The sequence below is a fragment of the Amycolatopsis orientalis DSM 40040 = KCTC 9412 genome, from assembly GCF_000478275.1.
In the GTDB taxonomy this organism is placed as follows: Bacteria; Actinomycetota; Actinomycetes; order Mycobacteriales; family Pseudonocardiaceae; genus Amycolatopsis; species Amycolatopsis orientalis.
Genome location: NZ_ASJB01000042.1, coordinates 276582 through 297744 on the forward strand (window position 1 = coordinate 276582; position 21163 = coordinate 297744).

At 70.0% G+C, this 21163-nt stretch carries 16 protein-coding genes; 10 read left to right on the top strand and 6 right to left on the bottom strand.

The genetic code is table 11. From position 1 onward, the window contains the following. Nucleotides 1-83: 83 nt before the first annotated feature. From L324_RS11610 to L324_RS11625, 4 genes are all read left to right on the top strand, one after another. Entirely contained in the window at nt 84-776 is a 693-nt protein-coding gene (locus tag L324_RS11610; RefSeq protein ID WP_037306322.1) for a response regulator, read from the top strand. Then, a complete protein-coding gene (locus L324_RS11615; protein WP_037306323.1) occupies nt 773-2185 on the top strand; it encodes an ATP-binding protein in 1413 nt (470 codons plus the stop codon). Before L324_RS11610 ends, L324_RS11615 begins: the two co-directional genes overlap by 4 nt. After that, nucleotides 2182-2679, top strand: a complete 498-nt coding sequence (locus L324_RS11620) for a GerMN domain-containing protein (protein ID WP_037306324.1) — start codon at nt 2182-2184, stop codon at nt 2677-2679. The genes L324_RS11615 and L324_RS11620 overlap by 4 nt, the downstream gene beginning before the upstream one ends. Nucleotides 2680-2874: 195 nt before the next feature. Continuing rightward, entirely contained in the window at nt 2875-3543 is a 669-nt protein-coding gene (locus L324_RS11625; RefSeq protein ID WP_037306325.1) for a VldE C-terminal domain-containing protein, read from the top strand. A gap of 10 nt (nt 3544-3553) precedes the next feature. Here L324_RS11625 and rnhA read toward each other — a convergent pair whose 3' ends face one another. From rnhA to L324_RS11650, 5 genes are read right to left on the bottom strand one after another with little or no spacing between them, the layout of a single operon-like run. Further along, on the bottom strand, nt 3554-4036 hold the full coding sequence (gene rnhA / locus L324_RS11630; RefSeq protein WP_037306326.1) for a ribonuclease HI: 483 nt from the start codon (nt 4034-4036) through the stop codon (nt 3554-3556). Nucleotides 4037-4057: 21 nt separating this feature from the next. Continuing rightward, the gene (gene dinB / locus L324_RS11635) at nt 4058-5248 is read right to left on the bottom strand and encodes a DNA polymerase IV (protein WP_037306327.1); all 1191 of its coding nucleotides are present in this window, start codon (nt 5246-5248) and stop codon (nt 4058-4060) included. Nucleotides 5249-5290: 42 nt separating this feature from the next. Beyond that, nucleotides 5291-6298: a MerR family transcriptional regulator gene (locus L324_RS11640; RefSeq protein ID WP_037306328.1), complete on the bottom strand. Its 1008-nt coding sequence runs from the start codon at nt 6296-6298 to the stop codon at nt 5291-5293. Continuing rightward, a complete protein-coding gene (locus tag L324_RS11645; RefSeq protein WP_037306329.1) occupies nt 6298-6966 on the bottom strand; it encodes a HEAT repeat domain-containing protein in 669 nt (222 codons plus the stop codon). The genes L324_RS11640 and L324_RS11645 overlap by 1 nt, the downstream gene beginning before the upstream one ends. Nucleotides 6967-7005: 39 nt before the next feature. Continuing rightward, nucleotides 7006-7434, bottom strand: coding sequence for a DUF6010 family protein (locus L324_RS11650; RefSeq protein WP_037306330.1), 429 nt, complete (start codon nt 7432-7434; stop codon nt 7006-7008). Nucleotides 7435-7526: 92 nt separating this feature from the next. On the opposite strand from L324_RS11650, the gene L324_RS11655 reads away from it, so the two are divergent. Next, on the top strand, nt 7527-8465 hold the full coding sequence (locus tag L324_RS11655; RefSeq protein WP_037306332.1) for a GlxA family transcriptional regulator: 939 nt from the start codon (nt 7527-7529) through the stop codon (nt 8463-8465). 106 nt (nt 8466-8571) lie between these two features. Continuing rightward, the gene (locus L324_RS11660) at nt 8572-10311 is read left to right on the top strand and encodes a discoidin domain-containing protein (protein ID WP_037306333.1); all 1740 of its coding nucleotides are present in this window, start codon (nt 8572-8574) and stop codon (nt 10309-10311) included. A 1-nt stretch (nt 10312) separates the two neighbouring features. Here L324_RS11660 and L324_RS11665 read toward each other — a convergent pair whose 3' ends face one another. Further along, the gene (locus L324_RS11665; RefSeq protein ID WP_037306334.1) at nt 10313-10603 is read right to left on the bottom strand and encodes a hypothetical protein; all 291 of its coding nucleotides are present in this window, start codon (nt 10601-10603) and stop codon (nt 10313-10315) included. A 140-nt stretch (nt 10604-10743) separates the two neighbouring features. On the opposite strand from L324_RS11665, the gene L324_RS11670 reads away from it, so the two are divergent. The 4 genes from L324_RS11670 to L324_RS11685 all read left to right on the top strand — a co-directional run bounded on the left by L324_RS11670 (nt 10744) and on the right by L324_RS11685 (nt 21102). Next, on the top strand, nt 10744-12003 hold the full coding sequence (locus L324_RS11670) for an MFS transporter (protein WP_037306335.1): 1260 nt from the start codon (nt 10744-10746) through the stop codon (nt 12001-12003). 254 nt (nt 12004-12257) lie between these two features. Further along, entirely contained in the window at nt 12258-13556 is a 1299-nt protein-coding gene (locus L324_RS11675; protein WP_438938448.1) for a GGDEF domain-containing protein, read from the top strand. 127 nt (nt 13557-13683) lie between these two features. After that, nucleotides 13684-14862 (top strand): HNH endonuclease signature motif containing protein, encoded by a 1179-nt coding sequence (locus L324_RS11680; protein ID WP_051173858.1) that lies wholly within the window; start codon nt 13684-13686, stop codon nt 14860-14862. Between the two features lie 750 nt (nt 14863-15612). Beyond that, a complete protein-coding gene (locus L324_RS11685; protein WP_037306337.1) occupies nt 15613-21102 on the top strand; it encodes an ATP-binding protein in 5490 nt (1829 codons plus the stop codon). The last annotated feature ends 61 nt before the right edge of the window (nt 21103-21163 follow it).

A 21163-nucleotide genomic window follows, 5' to 3' on the forward strand; every position in this document is an offset into this window, starting at 1 on the left:
CGGAGAGGTCCGGACAATGTCATGGTTCTGCTACAAGATCGAGCCGAGTCGCACACGCGCGGCGATATCCGAATAATGGCGGCGTGGCAAGTGTCCTTTTGATCGAAGACGACGCGTCCGTCCGGGAGGGTCTGGAACTCGCGCTGCGCCGTCAGGCGCACACCGTCCACACCGCCGAGAGCGGTGAACTCGGGCTGGAGAAGCTGCGGGTGTTCCAGCCCGACATCGTCGTGCTGGATCTGATGCTGCCGGGGATCGACGGCTTCGAGACCTGCCGCCGCATCCGCGCGGCCGGCGAGGTGCCGATCATCATGCTGACCGCCCGCAGCGACGATTTCGACATCGTGGCCGGGCTGGAGGCGGGCGCCGACGACTACGTGACCAAACCGATCGAACCCCGCGTGCTCGACGCGCGGATCAGGGCGGTGCTGCGGCGCGCGGTGAGCGAGAAACCCGCGAGCGAGGAGGACCCGGCCGAGGAACGGCACGGTGGGCTGGTCATCGACCGGGCCGGGCTGGTGGTCACGAAGAACGGCGCGCCGGTCTCGCTCACCCCGACCGAGCTGAAACTGCTGCTGGAACTGTCGCGCACACCCGGCCAGGTCTACAGCCGCCAGCAGATCCTCTCCGCCGTGTGGGATCACGACTACCTCGGCGATTCCCGGCTGGTCGACGCCTGTGTCCAGCGGCTGCGCGCGAAGATCGAGGACGTGCCCGCGAAACCCGACCACGTCCAGACCGTCCGGGGCTTCGGGTACCGGTTCGGCCGTTCATGAAGCTGCTCTCCGGCCTGCGGCCCCGGCTCATCCTGGCCTTCGCGGTGATGACGATCATCGGGGCGGCGGCCGCGGCGGGGGCCAGTTATGTCTCGGCCCGCAACGCCATCCTCGAAGCGGTCCAGAACGCGGCGATGAACCAGCTGAAGGACCGGGTCGCCACCTACGGCCGTCCGCTGTCCACGCCGCCGACCCAGGAACAGCTCAACGACTTCGCCGGAAGCCTGCGGCTGAACGCCGTCGCGGTCTACCGGGACCTGCGCTCGGGCAACGGCCCGGACCTGACCACGTTCTCGCCCGAGCTGCGGGAGACGGTCGCCCACGACAACCGCATCCAGTTCCAGCGGCTGAATCGCGACGCCACCCCGGAACTCCTGGTCGGGTTGCCGGTGCTGGAACGGCAGCCGGACGGGACGATGGGGCCCACCGGCATCGAGGTGTACTCGCTGACCTCGCTCGTCCAGCAGCAGCAAGCCATCGAGGAACTCGCGAAATCCGCCTGGCAGACGGCCGCGCTGGCGTTGCCGCTGGCCGTCGCGCTCGCCCTCCTCGCGGCCAGACAGGTGCTGCGGCCGGTCCGCGCGCTCAACACCGCCGCCGCCCAGCTCGGCGAAGGCAGGCTCGACGTCCGGCTGCCCGCCAAGGGATCCGACGAGCTGGCCGAACTGGTCACCACCTTCAACAACACCGCCGCCGAACTGGAACGCACGGTCGGCGAGCTGAGAGCCATGGAGGCCGACGCGCGCCGGTTCGTGGCCGACGTCTCGCACGAACTCCGCACCCCGCTCGCGGCGATGAACGCGGTCACCGACGTCCTGGACGAGGACGCCGAGGCGCTGCCGCCGGACACCGCCGTCGCGGCGCGGCTGGTCTCGGGCGAGACCCGGCGGCTGACCCGGCTCGTCCAGGACCTGGTCGAGATCTCCCGGTTCGACGCGGGCCGCGCCGAACTCGTGCTCGACGAATGGGATCTCGCGACGGCGATCCGGGACAGCCTCGACGCCCGCGGCTGGCACGAAGGCGAAGACCTGGTCACCGACCTGCCGGAGGGGGTGCTCGCCCGCGTCGACCGGCGGCGGGTCGACCTGATCGTGGCGAATCTGGTCGGCAACGCGCTCCGGCACGGCGCCGCCCCGGTCGAAGTCCGCCTGCGCGCCGACGGCGACGGCGTCACGCTGGAGGTCGACGACCACGGCCCGGGGATCGACCCCGCGGTCCTGCCGCATGTGTTCGACCGGTTCACCAAGGCCGACACCGCCCGTGCCCGGTCCGAGGGCAGCGGGCTGGGCCTGGCGATCGCGCTGGAGAACGCCCGCCTGCACGGCGGCGACATCACGGCGGCCAACACCGGGCACGGTGCCCGGTTCGTCCTGCGCCTGCCGCACCGGGCCGAGGGAGGGACGCGATGAGGAAGACGCGGATGCTGCCCGCCCTCGCGGCCGCGACACTGGTGGCGGCCTGCGGAGTGCAGCCGACCGGGGTCGTCCCGGCCGGGCCGGGACCGTCGATGCGCGCCACCACCGGCCCGGCGGTGCTCACCGGTCTGACGCTGTACTTCGTCTCCGACGGCCGGGTCGTCCCGGTGACCCGGCCCACCGAAGGCTTCATCTCCCCCGAAGGCGCGATCACGATGCTGCTGAAGGGGCCGACGGAGCGGGAGGCCGCGCAGGGACTCACCACGTTCGTTCCGCCCGAGGTGGGACGGGTCGAGGTGTACTCGAACGACCCGCCGTCCATGGCTCTGCCGTTCAGCGTGCGCAAATTCTCCGACCAGGCCCTCAACCAGCTGGTCTGCACCGCGATCTCGGCCACGGCGGCGACGGGACGGGCTCCGCGCGCCCAGGGGATGACCGTGACCTCGCCGGACGGCACGCTGTACTTCCAGAGCTGCAAGGCCGGCTGAATTCGTCACTCACAGTGCTCACAGAAACGCGCTCTTGAGGCTGTACGGATGTCAGCCCTGTTCGGTTCACCGATCAAGGTAACTGTGGGCGAGCACACTCGCACGTGACTTTGCCGTGTCCATTTCGTAATGTTGCCCGGAGCTCGCGGCCCCCGACGCGAGTTCCCGTCCCCGAAGTGGTGAGTGATCAGAGAAATGGCCGGCAGACATCGCAAGAAAAAGGCTCCGCAGTGGAAGCTCCCCGCGGGTATCGCGGCAGCCGTCGCCACGGCGCTCCCGGCGTCGATGTGGCTGACCACCGCAGGATCCCCTGACGTCGAAGCGGCCAGTGCCGCGCTCGCGCTGCAGGCTCCCCCGGTCTCCAGCGTGACTCCCCCGCCGTCGACCAGCAGTACCCCGCCCTCCAGCCCGGCACCGCCCCCCTCGACCACCGCGGCTCCCCCGAAGCCGACGACGTCGACCAAGGCGCCCGCCCCGGTGAAGAAGACCGTGCCCGCCGCGACGGCCTCGTGTTCGACCAGCCTCGCCGGCACCAAACCGCATGTGGCCCAGGTCGGCAACCACATCAAGGCGAAGTTCGGTGTCACGAACATCGGCGGCGTCGCGGGCCGCGCGAACGCCAGCGACCACCCGTCCGGCCTCGCGCTGGACTTCATGGTCGACACCGCCACCGGCAACGCCATCGCCGACTACATCCTGGCCAACCAGAAGGACTTCGGCGTCACCTACGTCATCTGGCGCCAGCGCTACAACGACGGCAGCGGCTGGGACACCATGGAGGACCGCGGCGGCGCGACCGCCAACCACATGGACCACGTCCACGTGTCCTTCGCCAAGAGCGCGAAGGTGAACGTCAGCTGCTGACGACCCCTTCTTAACGACGCCGAGCGGACCGCTCGCCGGGCTGGACCACGGGTCGCCCCACGACCTCTTCCACGCCCCGGACGGCGAGCCGGTCCGCTCGCTCGTTCTCCGGATGCCCGGCGTGGCCCTTGACCCAGTGCCATTCGACGTCGTGCCGCGAGGCGGCTTCGTCGAGGCGGCGCCAGAGGTCGGCGTTCTTGACCGGGGTCTTGGCGGAGGTCATCCAGCCGTTGTTCTTCCAGTTCCGCACCCAGCTGGTGATGCCGTTCCGGACGTAGGTGCTGTCGGTGTAGATGTTCACCGTGACCCGGCGCTTCAGGCTTTCCAGCGCCTCGATGGGCGCGGTCAGCTCCATCCGGTTGTTCGTGGTGGGCCCGGGATCCCCGCCGTAGATCTCCTTCTCGACCGTGCCGTACCGCAGGACCGCGCCCCAGCCGCCGGGGCCGGGATTCCCGCTGCACGCGCCATCGGTGTAGATCTCGACTTCCGCCACCGGGACACCCTAGCGACGGGGTCAGTCCGGCAGCAGTGGCACCCACGGCTCCTCGGCCTGCCCGAGATGCACCGCCCGCGTGATGGACTTCGTCCCGAAGCGGTCCCGGACGGTGTCGAGCGTCGAGTCGAGCGTGTCCCTCGGCTTCGCCCCGAACGGCAGGACCAGCTGGATCGCGTCGTCCGACGACAGGTTCGTGAGCGCGAGGCCGATCAGGGTGAGCCCGCGTTCGTCGATCAGCGGTCTCGCGGCGGCGAGCAGTTCGCGGGCCGCCGCGACGATCGCGCCGGTGTGTTCGGTCGCCTCCGGCAGCGTGTGCGAACGCGTCGCCTTGGTGAAGTCGGCGAACCGCAGGCGCAGCACGACCGTCCGGCACACCCGGTGCGCCGCGCGCAGTCGCCGGGCGAGGCGATCGGCCAGCGTCAGCAGCGTCGCGTCGAGTTCGGCGGGGGAACGCGGCCTGCTCCCGAGCGCGCGCTGCGCCCCGATCGAGCGGCGGCGGTGACCGGTCCGCACCCGCCGCGGATCGTCGTTGTGGGACAAGGCGTGCAGGTGGACGCCGACGCCGCGGCCGAGCAGCCGGACGAGTTCCTTCTCCCCGAATCCCTCCATCTGGCCGACGGTGGTCACGCCGCGCTCGCGCAGCTTTTGCGCCGTCACCTTGCCCACGCCCCACAACCGTTCGACCGGCAGCGGGTGCAGGAATTCCAGTTCCTTGTCGTGCGGCACGACGAGGAGGCCGTCGGGTTTCGCGACGCCGCTGGCCACCTTCGCGAGGAACTTCGTCCGGGCGACGCCGACGGTGATCGGCAGCCCGACCTGCTCCAGCACGTCCCGGCGCAGTTTCGCGGCGATCCGGCTCGGCGTGCCCGCGATCTTCAGCAGCCCGCCGACGTCGAGGAAGGCCTCGTCGATCGAGATGCCCTCCACCAGCGGTGTCGTGTTGTCGAAGACCGCGAAGACCGCCTTGCTCGCCTCCGAGTACGCGTGCATCCGCGGCGGGACCACGATCGCGTCCGGGCACAGCCGCCGTGCCTGGCCGCCGCCCATCGCCGTGCGGACGCCGTACGCCTTGGCCTCGTAACTGGCCGCCAGCACGACGCCGCCGCCGACGATGACCGGCCGTCCGCGCAGGCTCGGGTCGTCACGCTGCTCGACCGACGCGTAGAACGAATCCAGGTCGGCGTGCAGGATGGGACCCTCGGGCGGCATAGAACATATGTTCGCATCGATCGGCCCAGCGGCCAAGCCATCTCACCCGGGTGAGCCGAGTGCTCCCGCGAGGGCCGAGGCGAGCAGGGCGACGGTGCGATCGTCGTCTTCGGCCAGCTTCCGCAGCACGCCCAGCACGAGGTCCGGCGGCATCTCGACGAGGGCCTGCGTGAGGCGGATCCGTGACGCGGGGGCCGCGGCGGGCGCGGCGAGCTCGCCGGTCAACGCGCTCATGATCCGGTCCGCGCAGCCGGCGTCGCGCGCCAAGGTCCCGAGGACCTCCGCCGCCTCCACGTCGGAGGTGCCCTCGACCACCATGCGGACGAGCGACGGCACGGCCGCGACCTCGCCCCGCGAACCCACGGCGAGCGCGGCGCGGGCGCGGACCGCCGGATCCGGGTCGCCGAGTACCTCGGCCAGTGCGGCGGTCGCCTCGTCACCGGGCATCCCGGCGAGGGCGAGCACCGCGCGCCGCCGGACCTCGACGTCCGCCGAACGCACGCCGGAAACCAGACTCGTCACGCCGTCGCCGCCCGCCCTCGCGAGAGCCCACCTCAGTGCCCCGGCGACGTTCGGATCGGCTTCCGCGAGGACCGCGCCGGCCAGTACCTCCGTGGGCACCGGCACGTCGTCGGCCGGGGCCAGGACGGCCTGCTGCCGCCGGGCGGCGTGGGGCGAGTTGAGCCCGTGCAGGAGCTCGACGATGCGCAGGACCCCTTCCCAGCCCGTGGGTGCCGAGCCGTCGACAGCGCGGAGGCGGTCGAGCAGTTCCTGGTCCCGTTTCAGGCGTTCCTCGGTCCGCCGGATGAGGTCGCCGACCAGATCGGACGGCTCGAAGGCGGGATCCGCCAAGGCACGTCCGATCTGGCGCAGCGACAGGCCGAGTGACCGCAGGCTCTCCACGTGGAAGATCCGGCGGATGTCCTCCTCGGCGTATTCGCGGTAGCCGCCGACGGTGCGGCCGGTCGGCCGCACCAGCCCGAGGGAGTCGTAGTGCCGGAGCATCCGGCTGCTCACCCCCGAGCGGCGCGCCACCTCACCGATCAGCATCAAGCTCCCCCCGCTCGTTCCGGGCCCAGCGCGACGATCCGTTTCGACTCGTCGAATCCGGCGTCCGGATCGCGCAGGAGCCGCTCCGTGGCGCGGGCGTGCGCGGACACCTCCGGGTCGGCACTCGCCAGGCCCGTCCGCAAGACGGGCCCGATCGCGTCTCCGAGCGCGACGAGCGCCCTGCTGAGACTCAGCCGCACCGTCCGGTCACCCCGGCCGAACCGGGTGGCCAGCTCACCGGCCAGCCGCGCCCGCTCCCCGTCCGGGACGAGGACCACGGCGGCCCGCCACGCACTGCGCGCGACCTCGTCGTCGGCGTCGTGCAGCAGCGACCGGGTGATGGCCGGCCACGCGGCGCGGTCGCCGATCTTGGACAGCGTGTGCAACGCCTGGCTCCGGGCCTGGGCGACCCCGGAACCGAGCTCCGCCAGGAGCGCCGGCACCGTGCTCGCCGCGGGCAGCCGGGTCAGCGCCCAGGTCAGCATGTCCCGGACGTAGAAGTCCGGCTCGATCGCGCACCGCGCCACGAGCGGGCCGACGAACCGGGTGTCCGGTTCCGTCCCGGCCGCCAGCGCCGCCTGGAGCCGCGTCGACGAGTTCTCGGAACCCAGCGCGTCGAGCAGGCGCAGGTCCGGTGACGTCCTCTGTGTCGTGTTGATGGGGATCACCTCCTGCGCTCCAGTGAAGACCTTGTCACGATGTCAAGGTCAAGGACGGAGTGACGGGGCCCGCTCAGCCGAACGGGAACCGGCCCGGGCGCGGACGAAATCCGTCACCGAGCGCCCGCCCGCGAAACACCAGATCGCGATCACCGGGTCGCAGATCGCGCAGCCGAACGAGGAATGCTCCGCGAACGGGATGATCGGAGCGCCCTTCAGGTGGTGCACGACGTCCCAGCCGGTGTGCAGCAGCCAGGCGATCCCGATGAACGTCCACGAATCGAGGCCGCGATAGGCCACGTAGGTCACCACCGCGGCGAACGCGAACTCCCAGATCCCGAGGCCGCCGCCACTCAGGTAGGCGGCACCGGCACCCGCCACCATGATCGCGTTGAAGCGACGGCGGTGCGGTTCGTGGATGAGCGACATGAGCACGACGTAGCCGAGGCCGACCAGAATCGGCGCGATGATCATCATGGCTCGACGCTAGGACGCGGCGGTGCCCACTCCCAGTGGCGTGAACGACGCCTTCCACCGGGATCCCGCCATCGGCGCGGTAGGTTCCGGGCATGCACACCGTCGCCGTGCTCGCGCTGGACCAGGTGATCCCGTTCGACCTGTCGACCCCCATCGAGGTCTTCACCAGGACACGGCTGCCGGACGGTGGCGCGGGCTACCGGGTGCTCATCTGCGCCGAACACCCGGAGGTCGACGCCGGGCACTTCACCTTGCGCGCACCGTGGGGCCTGGAGCGGCTGGCCGAGGCCGACACGGTCATCGTCCCCGGCACCGCCGAACCCACGCGGCCGCTGTCTCCGGCCGTCCGGGACGCGCTCACCTCGGCGGCCGCGAAGGGCACGCGGATCGCGTCGATCTGTTCCGGCACCTTCATTCTCGCCGCCGCGGGCCTGCTCGACGGCCTCCGCGCCACCACGCACTGGGTCGCCGCCGGGCTGCTCGCCGAGGCCCACCCGGCCATCGACGTCGACCCGGACGTGCTCTACGTCGACAACGGGCAGATCCTGACGTCGGCGGGTGCCGCCGCGGGCCTGGATCTGTGCCTGCACCTGATCCGCCGCGATCACGGCGCGGCGATCGCGGCCGACGCGGCCCGCCTTTCGGTGATGGCGCTCGAACGCGAAGGCGGGCAGGCCCAGTTCATCGCGTTGCGGCATCCCCCGGCTCCCCGCGGCTCGGCGCTGGAACCCACCCTGCTGTGGATGCAGGAAAACCTCGCGCGCGACCTCAGCCTGGCCGATATCGCCGCCCGCGCCGGGATGAGCACCCGCACGCTGATCCGGCACTTCCGCGAACAGACCGGGACAACGCCGCTGCAATGGCTGCACCGGACCCGCGTCCGGCAGGCGCAGCATCTGCTGGAGACCACCCAGTACGCCGTCGAGCGGATCGGCGCCGAGGTCGGCTTCGGTTCGCCGACCTCGTTCCGCGACCGGTTCAAGCGCACGACGGGCGTCAGCCCGGCCACCTATCGACGCGCTTTCCGTTGAGCGGGAACGCCTCTTGCCGGTGACGGGGCCGCACGGCGACCATGGCCGTACCCATCACCGAGCACGTCTTCTCCCGCCGTAGGGGACGTCGTCAGGAGGCAAGCTCGTGCTGCGCAAGACCTTGTCCGTTCTCCTCGCCGTCATCCTGCTCTTCGCGGGACTCACTCCCGCGAACGCCGAACTGAACCATCCCCGCCAGAGCTGGTTACGCGCCTCGACCGCGGGACTGTTCCTGCACTGGGGAATGCGCACTTCGCCGGGCTACACCAGTTGCGCCGCCTGGGAAAAGGCCGTCACCGACGGCGGATGGGACGCGAAGTACTGGATCGGCGAAGCGAAGAAGCTGCACGCGCAGTACGTCGTGCTGGCGTCGTTCCACAGCAAACTCGGCTACGCCAGGGCGTGGCCGTCGGCCGTACCGGGAAGTTGTTCCACCACAAGGGATTTCCTCGGTGAACTGATCGCCGCGGGCAAGGCCGAGGGGATCAAGGTCATCAACTACATGACCGACGATCCCCAGTGGTACAACGAAGGTCTCGGCTCGGGCAAGAGCTGGTTGAACTCGTCCGCGTACTCGAAGTACAAGGGCAAACAGGTGGACCTGCACACCCGCGACGGCTTCGGGGAATTCGGCTACGACAACTTCGTCGAGATCATGCGGCGCTACCCCGATCTGGCCGGGTTCTGGATCGACAACGACAACGCCTACTGGGAGCGCAACGGCCTCTACGAACGCGTCCGCCGGGACCGGCCGGACTACCTGCTGAGCAACAACAACGAAGACACGCCGATCATGGACACGATCAGCAACGAGCAGAAGACCGGGATGACCCCGGCCTACGACTACCCGCAGGCCGTCTACACCGCCGCGCCGCGGCTGATCGAGGCGTGCTTCAAGCTCCCCAGTTCCGGTGCCTGGTGGTACAGCGGTTCGAACTCCGCGGTCGACTACAAGCTCACCCTCGGCCGCTACCTGACCAACAAGGGCTCCGACGTCAAGTCCCTGATGGCCGAGACCGCGATGGTGAACGGGCGGTTCCCGTCGAACCAGGAGGCGTTCAACGACTTCGCCGCCGGGTTCTTCGGCAAGATCCGGGAATCCGTCGAAGGCACCTACGGCGGCGGCTACGACCACGGAGGATTCAAGCCGGGCTTCTGGAACGACGGCGCGCACGGCGTGACGACGGTGTCCAAAACCGATCCGGACAAGCATTACCTCCATGTGCTCACCAAACCCTCGGGGAGCACACTTACCTTGCGGGACAACGGATACAAGGTCAAGCGGGTGACCGACCTGCGCACCGGCACGGTCGTCGCGCACAGTCAGGCGGGCGGCAGGCTCACGCTGTCGGGGATCTCGTCGTGGGATCAGTACGACACGGTGTTCAAGGTCGAGACCGGCGGCCGCGAGGGCGTCTACCCGGCGTCGTCGTACACGATGAGCGCCAGCGCCTCCGGTGGCGGGCATCCGGCGCAGGCCGCGGCGGACGGCGACTACGCCACCTACTGGGACGCGACTTCGGCAGAACCGGTGTCGCTGCGCTTCGACCTCGGCGCGCCGAAACGGATCCAGTACCTCGGGATCAACCAGCGTGAGGATTCGACCACGTACCCGGCGTCGAATTCGGCGCGGATCAAGAACTACCGGGTCTACGTCAGCGCGGACGGGAAGAACTGGGGCTCACCGGTGAAGACCGGTTCGCTGCCCAATCATCGGGGCGTGCAGTTCATCGACCTGCCGGTGACGACGGCGCGTCATGTGCGGCTCGAGAAGGTCGACGGTCACGGCGTCGACAGGCTGCGCGTGGACGAGGCCTGGATCGGCTCGGCCTATCCGGCGGGCTGAATCAGGCGGCGAGCGGCAGGGCGGTGTCCGAGGCCCGCTCCCTGGCCTGTTCGGCGAACCGCTTCCGGGCGACGACGACTCTGAGCCATCGTTCGGAGCGCTCGGCGTCCAGTTCGGAGGTGGCGCGGGCGAGCACCTCGGCGGCGTGCGCGGCGGAATCGATCTCCGCGGCGGCGCCGAGGTAGTCGCCCGCCTCGATCAGCTTGTACGCGTGGCGCATCTCGGTCTGCGCGGTCGAGTAGATGGCGTAGGCGGCCAGGTTGTTCGCCAGCGGGCCCAGTGAATGCGACATCGGATTCTCCGTCCTCGGTCTTTACTGCCTCTCTACTGACACGTCGAGCGGAGACGCGACGGTTCGACATCGACCCGGATATTTTTCGAATTTCCTCACGGGGTTGCGCAAAGTGGCCGCCTCACGACAGCCTGAAGCGCATGCCAGCCCGGGCGGCGTCGTTCCGCAGTGTCTTCGCGGTCGCCGGATTCCGCCGGATCTGGCTCGCGCATCTGCTCTCGGTCGCCGGTGACCAGCTGGCCAGGGTCGCGCTCACGGTGCTGGTGTTCGACCGGACGTCGTCGGCGGGATGGGCTTCGGCCGCGTACGCGCTGACGTTCGTGCCCGACCTCCTCGGTGGCGCACTGGGCGGCATCGCGGACCGCTTCTCGCGGCGCACCGTGATGGTGGTGACCGACGTCGGCCGCGCGGTCCTGATCGCGCTGATGGCGGTCCCCGGTCTGCCACTGCCCGCCGCGGCCGCGCTGCTGTTCGCCGTGCAGCTCATGGCGGGCCCGTTCTACGCGGCCCGCCAGGCGCTCCTGCCGGATCTGCTCGACCCGGACCGGCTGGTCGTCGGCCAGGCCGTCATCTCCTCCACGTACCAGGCCGGGCTCGTGGTGGGCTTCGGCGCGGGCGCCGCCGTCGTCACCGGCCTCGGGGTGCCCGGCGCGCTGCTGATCGACGCGGGGACGTTCGCGCTCTCGGCACTCATGCTCCGCTTCGGGCTGGAGCGGTACCCGCCCTCGACACCGCGTCATCACCGGCGCCCGTCCCTGATCGCCGGCTGCCGTCTGGTCGCCCGTGACCGCAGGCTGCGGTGGCTGCTGCTCATCGCCTGCTGCTGCGGGTTCTACGTGGTACCCGAAGGCCTCGCCGTCCCTGTCGCCGCCGAACTGGGCGGCGCGGGCGCGCTGCCGTGGCTGCTGGCCGCGAACCCGGTCGGCTCGGTGCTCGGCGGGATCCTGCTGAGCCGGATCCCGCGGGAACGGCAGGTCCGGGTGCTGGGCGTGCTCGCGGTGGCGAGCAGCCTGGTGCTGATCCCGACCGGCTGGGCGCCGGGCCTGGTCACGATCGTCGTGCTGTGGACGATCTCGGGGATGTTCTCCGCGCACGACATGATCACCCAGACGCAGTACAGCCTCGCCGCGCCACCCGACCATCGCGGTCAGGTGATCGGGGTCGCGATCGCGGCGTTGCGGGCGGCACAGGCGGCGGGGATCGCCGCCGCCGGGCTGCTGGCACAGGTCGTCGCGCCCACCACCGTGGTCACCGTCGCGGCGTCCGCGGGCGTGGCTGTCGCGGGCGTCGCCGGAATCGGCTGGTCACGGGCGGTGTCGTCCCGCCGCGGCCCGGAGGATCACGCGGATCCCGTCGGCCCGGCGGGCGGAACGACACCCGTTGGTGAGCACGGTTCCTGACCAAGGCCGATCATCACGTCCAGTTGTTGTCACGACGGGTCGTCCAGTTGTTGTCACGCATGATGTTCACCTCCCTCGAAATAGCGATGAATCCGGCAAATAACTCACCAGTTGTTGTCCTGCATCGGTACACCTCCCTCGTTTCGGTTGGGCTGTCCGGGGGAATTCGCGGCCGCGCTTCTTATCGTCCGGACAACGACGGTCGTCGCAGTCCCGGTTCGATTACGGTGTAGATCACCGACGGAAGAGGGTGCGTGAACGGACGACTCGGTGGCGCGCGGCGGCGGCTCAAGGCCTGGCACCTATGGAGCCTGCCGCGACCTGTGCGTTCCTACGTGCTGGTCGTGAATCTCATCGCAGTCCTCTCGACCGCCGCCACGGCCCGGCTCGTCCCGGTCACCGGCACCGACCTGGTCCGGTTCGGCGTCTTGACGCTGTGCGCGGCCATCGCGATCGAGGGCACCCGGCAGATCGAACGCCAACGGGAGTACGACAGGGCCCCGTCGGTCGCCTACGTCGACACCAAGGCGGTCTGGAGCGTCGCCGCCGTCATCGCGCTGCCGCCGGTGCTCGCCGCCGCGATGGTCGTGGTGACCTACACCATCGCATGGCTGAGGATCTGGCCACACCAGCGACCGGTGCTCCCCCATCGGTGGATCTTCTCCGCCGCGACGGTGCTGTGCGGTACGCAGGCCGCCGTCGTCGTCCTCAGTCTCGGCATGCGCCACTACCCCGGCTCGCCCGATTCCGGCCTGCTCGCCGGGCTCGGTGACCTCGCCGTCATCATCGTGGCCGCCGCCCTCCGCTGGGCGATCAACACCGTGCTGGTGATGATCGCGATCGCGCTCTCGTCGCCGCCGAAGTCGATCGGCGAACTCTTCTCCGGCTTCGGCGACCAAATCCTCGAAGCGGGCGCGCTCGGCCTCGGCCTGGTGACGGCCGTCGTCCTCGTCCAGGCCAACCCGCTCGTACTGGTCGGCGTCGTCATCGCACTGGTCGCCCTGCACCGCGGTCTGCTCCTGACCCAGTACCGGCGCGACGCGCACACCGACGCCACCACCGGCCTCGTCACGAAACGCCGCTGGCGCCAGCTCGCCGAAGAGCAACTCGGCCGCACCCGCGCCGGCCGCAAGCTCGGCGTGCTCTTCCTCGACCTCGACAACTTCAAGACGATCAACGACACCTACGGTCACCCCAACGGCGACCTCGTCCTGCGCGCCGTCGGCGACGCGCTGCGCGCCGAGATCCGGGAACAGGACGTCTGCGGACGCTGGGGCGGTGAGGAGTTCGCGATCGTCATCCCGGACGTCCACAGCGAAGAGACGCTGCGCCAGGTCGCCGAACGGATCCGGCACCAGGTCGCGGTGGTGTCGGTCGCCCTCCCCGATCGCGACACCGTGCTGACCGATCTGACCGTGTCGATCGGCGGGGCGCTGTACCCGGCCGACAACATCTCCAGCGTCGACGATCTCCTCGTCGCCACCGACATGGCCCTGTACCGCGCGAAGCAGGGCGGTCGCAACCGCGTCGAATTGGCGCCACCCGCTCCGTGATCATTACCGTATTTCGACAACGGCTTTCGCGAATCCAAAATTGTCGGTGGCCGGTCGTAAGGTTCTCGGCGTGGAAACTCAGGTCGCCACCGTGGCGCTACTCGAGGAATTAGCCGATCCAGACACCATGGAGGTCATCAACAATGCACTGAATACGTTGGACGACAACGATTCTGTCGCGGTCGCGCAGGCCGCTTCCGCGGTGATCGCGAAGTTTGAAGCTATCCGCTACCGCGCGCTGGCTCAGCTGGCCCGCCATCGCGAAAACGTGGGAAGCGCCGCCCAAGAAGTCGCGTTCGCACTGTCCATGGTGGACGGTCACGCGGCAGCGATGGTCGAAACGGCCACCGCGTTGACCACGCGGCTGCCCCGCACTCTGCACCTGATGGACCAGGGCCGCCTGGACGGGTTCGGGGCGATGAAGGTCGCCACGGCGACCGCCTGGCTCTCCGACGAGAACGCCCGCGCCGCCGACGCTCTGCTGGAAGAGCGCTTGCCCGGCAAGAACTCCGACCAGATCCGCAAGGCCGCGAACCACGCCGCGGCCACGGTCGACCGCGAGGGCGCGGACAAGCGCTGCAAGCACAACCGCGAGGGCCGCCGCCTCGTCCTGCGACAGGGTGAGACGGGAGTGGGCTCGATCGAGGTCGAGGACGGTCCGGTGGAGAAGGTGAACGCCGCCTACCGCCGGATCGACCGCGAAGCACGCGCACTCAAAACCGGCGACGAAACCCGCACCCTCGACCAGTTGCGGGCGGACGTCGCGCTCGATCTGCTGCTCGGCGGTCAAGGCGGGACAAGCGAACGCACCGAAGTCTTTCTCTACATGGACTTGTTCACCTATCTCGGCCTCAACGACGATCCCGCCGAACTGGCCGGACACGGCCACATTCCCGCCTCGCTGGCCCAGCACATCGCCACCGGCCCGAACACCGTCCTGCGCCGCATCATCACCGACCCGCTCTCCGGGCAGGTACTCGACCTCGGCCGCGACCGCTACCGCCCCACCGCGGGCCTCGGCGAATTCGTCCGCGTCCGCGACCGCGAATGCCGAAGACCCGGCTGCCACCGCCCCGCACAGACCTGCGACCTCGACCACGCCGTGCCCTGGCAGTTCGGCGGCACCACCGACGCCGCGGATCTCATCAGCTTCTGCCGCCGCGATCACCGGCTCAAGGACGAACCCGGCTGGAACTACCGGCTCGCGGCCGACGGAACCCTCACCATCACCACACCCACCGGACAGCGCTACGACAGCACGCCCCCGCCCCTTCACGAACCCCGCGATGAATCACCGCCCTTCTGAGCCGTCACGTCGCCTGGACTCGGTACGGCGCCTGCGGCTGTCTTGGGCCTGTCGTCGGCTTGTCGAGGGCGCGGTTTTCAGATGCGGGCTGTCGGTGGTTGAGCTGTTGCCGGAAAACGGCCACGCCAATTACGCGAACACGTCCCAAGACCTACGCGACAACATCCGCCATCCCAACCACCACACCGGTCTGTCTCCGGAAAACGGCGATACCCGCCGTGAGCTTGGCTCCGAGCCAGACGACCGCGCACCGGCCCCCGACGAGCCGCCGCTTCCACACCGTTGCCGGAAAACGACCACGACCACTTACGCCAACCCACCCCACGACCGACGCGACACCCCCTCCCGACACACCGCCCCCCGCCACCCCACAACCCCATTGCCGCAAAACGGCAACCCCAGCCCACCCCAGACCGACCCCAAAACCACCCCAACCCCAACCGACCCGCCCAAGCGACCATCCAGACCAGCCCGATGAAACCGGCGTGAACACCTGATGACACCCCGCGAACCCCAACCCCCGACCCCAGCCCCGATTGTCCACTCCATGACGTCATTCACCCCCTCGACGAGGTGTTCCAGGCCACTTTTTGGCGGGTTCCTACAACACCCGGCCCTCGGCATGCGCCACCGACGACATTCTCGTACCGGCCGGTAAGAGGCAGGCTGTAAGGCAGGTACAGGTGACTGTCCCGCGCGTGATCCGGCGGGCCGTCACCTGTTGTGCTGCGTACTTGGGAGGCTCAGTCGGTGTTCAGTCGTGTCGCCATCGTCAACCGCGGAGAAGCCGCGATGCGGCTCATCCACGCCGCCCGCGAGCTTTCGGCGGAGACCGGACAGCGGATCGAGACCGTCGCTCTCTACACGGATGCGGACCGGTCGGCGACGTTCGTGCGGGAAGCCGACATCAGCTACAACCTGGGTCCCGCGTCGGCGCGTCCGTATCTGGACTTCGCCGTGCTGGAGCGGGCGCTGACCGAGTGCGGGGCGGACGCGGCCTGGGTCGGCTGGGGGTTCGTGGCCGAGGATCCGGCCTTCGCCGAGCTGTGTGAGCGGCTGGGCATCACCTTCATCGGCCCGAGCGCGGACGCGATGCGCAAGCTCGGCGACAAGATCGGCGCGAAGCTGATCGCCGAAGAGGTCGGCGTCCCTGTCGCCCCGTGGAGCCGCGGCGCCGTCGCGGACCTCGACGCCGCCATCAAGGCCGCCGACGAGATCGGCTATCCGCTGATGCTCAAGGCGACCGCGGGCGGTGGCGGCCGCGGCATCCGCGTCATCACCTCAGCCGACGAACTCAAGGAAGCCTACGAGCGCACCAGCCTGGAGGCCGAGCGCGCCTTCGGCAGCGGCGTCGTGTTCCTGGAGCGCCTGGTCACCGGCGCCCGGCACGTCGAGGTCCAGGTCATCGCCGACGGCCAGGGCACCGCGTGGGCGCTCGGCGTCCGCGACTGTTCGGTGCAGCGCCGCAACCAGAAGATCATCGAGGAGTCCGCCTCCCCGGTGCTGAGCCCCGAGCAGGCCGACGAGCTCAAACGGTCCGCCGAGCGGCTCGCGCTCGCCGTCGACTATCGCGGCGCCGGCACGGTCGAGTTCCTCTACCACCCCGGCGACAAGCTGTTCGCCTTCCTCGAGGTCAACACCCGTCTGCAAGTCGAGCACCCGATCACCGAGTCGACCACCGGCATGGACCTGGTCAAGGCCCAGCTGCACGTCGCCTCCGGCGGCAAGCTCGAAGGTCCCCAGCCCGCCGAGGCCGGTCACGCGGTCGAGGCGCGGCTCAACGCCGAGGACCCGGACCGCGACTTCGCCCCGTCCCCCGGCCGCATCGCGCGCCTGGCCCTGCCCGCGGGCCCCGGCATCCGCGTCGACACCGGGGTCAGCGAAGGCGACACGATCCCGGCCGACTTCGACTCGATGATCGCGAAGATCATCGCCTACGGCCGCGACCGTGACGAGGCGCTCGGCCGGCTGCGGCGCGCGATGGCGCAGACCACGGTCATCATCGAGGGCGGCGCGACCAACAAGAGTTTCGTCCTCGACCTGCTCGACCAGCCTGAGGTGATCGACGGCAGCGCCGGCACCGGCTGGATCGACCGCGTCCGCGCCGAGGGCAAGCTGGTCACGCACCGCCACTCGGCGATCGCGCTCGCGGCCGCCGCGATCGAGGCCTACGAGGACGAGGAAGCCGTTGAGCGCCAACGACTTCTCTCCACCGCGCACGGTGGCCGCCCGCAGGTCCAGCATGAGAGCGGCCGTCCGCTCGACCTCAAGCTGCGCGGCGCCGCGTACCGCGTGAGCGTGGCCAGGATCGGCCACCGCCGGTTCCGCGTCGGCGTCTCGGCGGGCGGCGGCGAGATCCACCCCGCCGACGTCGAGGTCGACCGGTTCGACGAGCACACCGGCCAGATCACCGTCAACGGCACCCGGTTCCGCCTGGTCACCGGCACGCACGGGCCGATCCACCTGGTCGAGGTCGACGGCGTAACCCATCGCATCAGCCGTGACGAGGGCGGCGTCGTCCGCTCCCCCGCCCCCGCGCTCGTCGTCGCGACGCCGCTCGAGGTCGGCGCGGAGGTCGAGGCGGGCGCACCGGTGCTGGTGCTGGAAAGCATGAAGATGGAGACGGTGCTCCGCGCCCCGTTCCGCGCGAAGCTGCGCGAGTGCGTCGTCTCGGTCGGCAGCCAGGTCGAGACCGGCGCCCCGCTGCTGCGCCTCGAGCCGATGGCCGAGGAAGGCGAAGAGGTCGCCGAGGACACCGGCAGCGTCGAGATCGAGCTGCCCGCGGAGCAGGACAGCGCGACGACGGCGCAGCGGATCGCGCGGGGACAGCAGGATCTGCGCAGCCTCCTGCTCGGCTTCGACGTCGACCCGCACGACGAGCGCCGCACGCTCAGCGCGTACCTGTCCGCCAGGGCGGAGGTGGAGGCCAACGGTGACCGCCCGCTGGCGGGCGAGGTCGACCTCCTGACCGTGTTCGCCGACCTGTCCGAGCTGATCCGCAACAAGCCGGCGGGCGAGGAGACCAAGACCGACACCCGGGTGCACAGCGCCCGCGAGTTCTTCCACTCCTACCTGCAGAGCCTCGACGTGGAACGCGCCGGCCTGTCGGAGTCGTTCCAGAACAAGCTCAAGAAGGTACTGGGGCACTACGGCGTCAAGGACCTGGAACGGACGCCGGAGCTGGAGGAGGCGGTCTTCCGCATCTTCCTCGCCCAGCAGCGGGCCGCTTCCGACGTCGCGATCGTCACCGCGCTGCTGCGCAAGTGGCTCACCGAGGCGCAGCCGTTCGAGTCGATGCGCGAACCGGCGGGCAAGGCGCTGGAGCAGCTCATCGCCGCCACCCAGCTCCGCTTCCCGGTGGTCAGCGACCTCGCGCGCAGCGTGGTGTTCCGCTGGTTCGCCCAGCCGCTGCTGCGCCGCACCCGCGCCGAGGTCTACAACGAGGTCCGCAAGCATCTGCGCCACCTCGACCGGCACCCGGACTCGCCGGACCGCGCCGAGCGGATCGCGAGCATGCAGGCCAGCGCGCAGCCGCTGGTACGCCTGCTCGGACAGCGGATCGGGCGCCCCGGCACCGACCACACCCCGCTGCTCGAAGTACTGAGCCGCCGCTACTACGGCAACCGCGCACTCACCGGCGTCGGGCAGGTCACCGTCGGCGACTGCACCTTCGTCACCGGTGACTACGCCGACGACGGCGAGCGGTTCCACATGGCCACCACCGCCGTCGACCGCGCCGGTCTCCCCGGCGCGATCAAGGCGGTCGCCGATCTCGCCGCCGGGCTCCCCGCCGACACCGACGTCGAGGCGGATCTCTATCTGACCTGGGACGACGAGTCGGCCGACGACGACGCGATGGCGGCCGGGCTGCGCGAGATCCTCACGGCCGAGTCGCTGCCCAGCCGGATCCGGCGGGTCACCACCACGGTCGCGGGCCACAGTGGCGCGGTCGCGCACCACCACTTCACCTTCCGCCCGTCCTCGACCGGCTTCACCGAGGAGCGGCTGATCCGCGGTCTGCACCCGCTGATCGCCCAGCGCATGCAGCTGCAGCGGCTCGCGAACTTCGACCTCACGCGGCTGCCCTCCGGCGACGAGGACGTCTACCTGTTCAAGTGCGTCGCGCCGATCAACCCGTCGGACCAGCGGCTGGTCGCGCTCGCCCAGGTCCGTGACCTGACCCCGTTGCGGGACAACGACGGCAAGCTGCTGGCCCTGCCGGCGGTCGAAGGCACGCTGGCGGGCTGCCTCGACGCGATCCGTGAGGTGCAGGCGAAACTCCCGCCGAAGAAGCGTTTCGACACCAACCGGATCATGCTGTACGTGTGGCCGACCAGTGAGCTGACCGCCGAGGAGCTGAACACGGTCGCGCAGCGCGTGCAGCCGTCGACCGCGGGCGCGGGGCTGGAAGAGGTCCAGTTCCTCGGCAGGCAGCGCGACCGCGCGACCGGCGAGGTCACCGAGGTCGCCGTGCGGATCGGCTACGACGTCAGCGGCGGCGTGCAGATGTCGCTGTCCGAGCCCACGACCGAGCCGATCCTGCCGCTCGACGACTACCGCCAGAACGTCCTGCGCGCCCGGCGCCGCGACACGGTGTACCCGTACGAGCTGACCAAGATGCTCGGCTCGTTCACCGAGTACGACCTGGACGACACGAACACACTGGTCCCGGTCGACCGGCCGAAGGGGCGCAACAAGGCGGCGATCGTCGCCGGCGTGGTCACCACACCGACCGAGCGTTACCCCGAAGGCGTCACGCGGGTGGTGCTGCTGGGCGACCCGACGAAGGCGCTCGGCGCGCTCTCGGAGCCGGAGTGCGCGCGGGTGATCGCGGCGCTGGACCTCGCCGAACGGATGCGGGTCCCGCTGGAGTGGTACGCGCTCTCCGCCGGTGCCCGGATCTCGATGGAGTCCGGCACCGAGAACATGGACTGGGTCGCGGCCGCGCTCAAGCGGATCGTGCACTTCACCCAGGACGGCGGCGAGATCAACATCGTGGTGGCCGGGATCAACGTCGGCGCCCAGCCGTACTGGAACGCCGAAGCGACGATGCTCATGCACACCAAGGGAATCCTGGTGATGACGCCGGATTCCGCGATGGTGCTGACCGGAAAGCAGTCGCTCGACTTCTCCGGTGGCGTCTCGGCCGAGGACAACTTCGGCATCGGCGGCTACGACCGCGTCATGGGGCCGAACGGGCAGGCGCAGTACTGGGCGCCGAACCTCGCCGCGGCCCGCGACGTGCTGATGTCGCATTACGACCACACCTACATCGCGCCGGAGGAGACCGGTCCGCGCAAGGCCGTCACCACCGACCCGGTCGACCGGGACATCTCGTCCTTCCCGCACGCGGCCGTCGACAGCGACTTCACCACGGTCGGCCAGATCTTCTCGCGGGAGGCCAACCCGGACCGCAAGAAGCCGTTCGACATCCGCACCGTGATGCGCGCGCTGTCGGATCAGGACCACCCGGTGCTGGAGCGGTGGCCGGGCATGGCCGACGCGGAGACCGCGGCCGTGCAGGACGTGCACCTCGGCGGGCGGCCGGTGTGCCTGCTCGGGATCGAGTCGCGTTCGGTGCCGCGCCGCGGCTTCCCGCCCACCGACGGCCCCGACACCTACACCGCGGGCACGCTGTTCCCGCGGTCGTCGAAGAAGGCGGCGCGGGCGATCAACGCGGCCAGCGGCAACCGGCCGCTGGTGGTGCTGGCGAACCTGTCCGGCTTCGACGGCTCGCCGGAGTCGATGCGGAAACTGCAGCTGGAGTACGGCGCGGAGATCGGCCGGGCGATCGTCAACTTCGAGGGCCCGATCGTGTTCTGCGTGATCTCGCGGTACCACGGCGGCGCTTTCGTGGTCTTCTCGAAGGCGCTGAACCCGAACATGACGGTGCTGGCGCTGGAGGGTTCGTTCGCGTCCGTCCTCGGCGGGGCGCCCGCCGCGGCGGTCGTGTTCGCCGGTGAGGTCAACGCGCGGACCGCGGCGGACCAGCGGGTGCGGTCGCTTTCGGAGAAGCTCAGCGGGGCGACCGGCGCCGAACGCGCGGCGCTGGCCGCGGAACTGGCCGAAGTCCAGTCGTCGGTGCGGTCCGAGAAACTGGGCGCGGTGGCCGCCGAGTTCGACGGCGTGCACAGCATCGAGCGCGCGGTGAAGGTCGGTTCGGTGGACGCGATCATCAGCGCGGCCGAGATGCGCCCGCGCATCATCGAGGCGATCGAGCGGGGCCTGGCGAAGCAGTAGCCCCTCCCCTAACGCGCCATGAAAGGTCCTTTCCTTGCGAATTTTGCAAGGAAAGGACCTT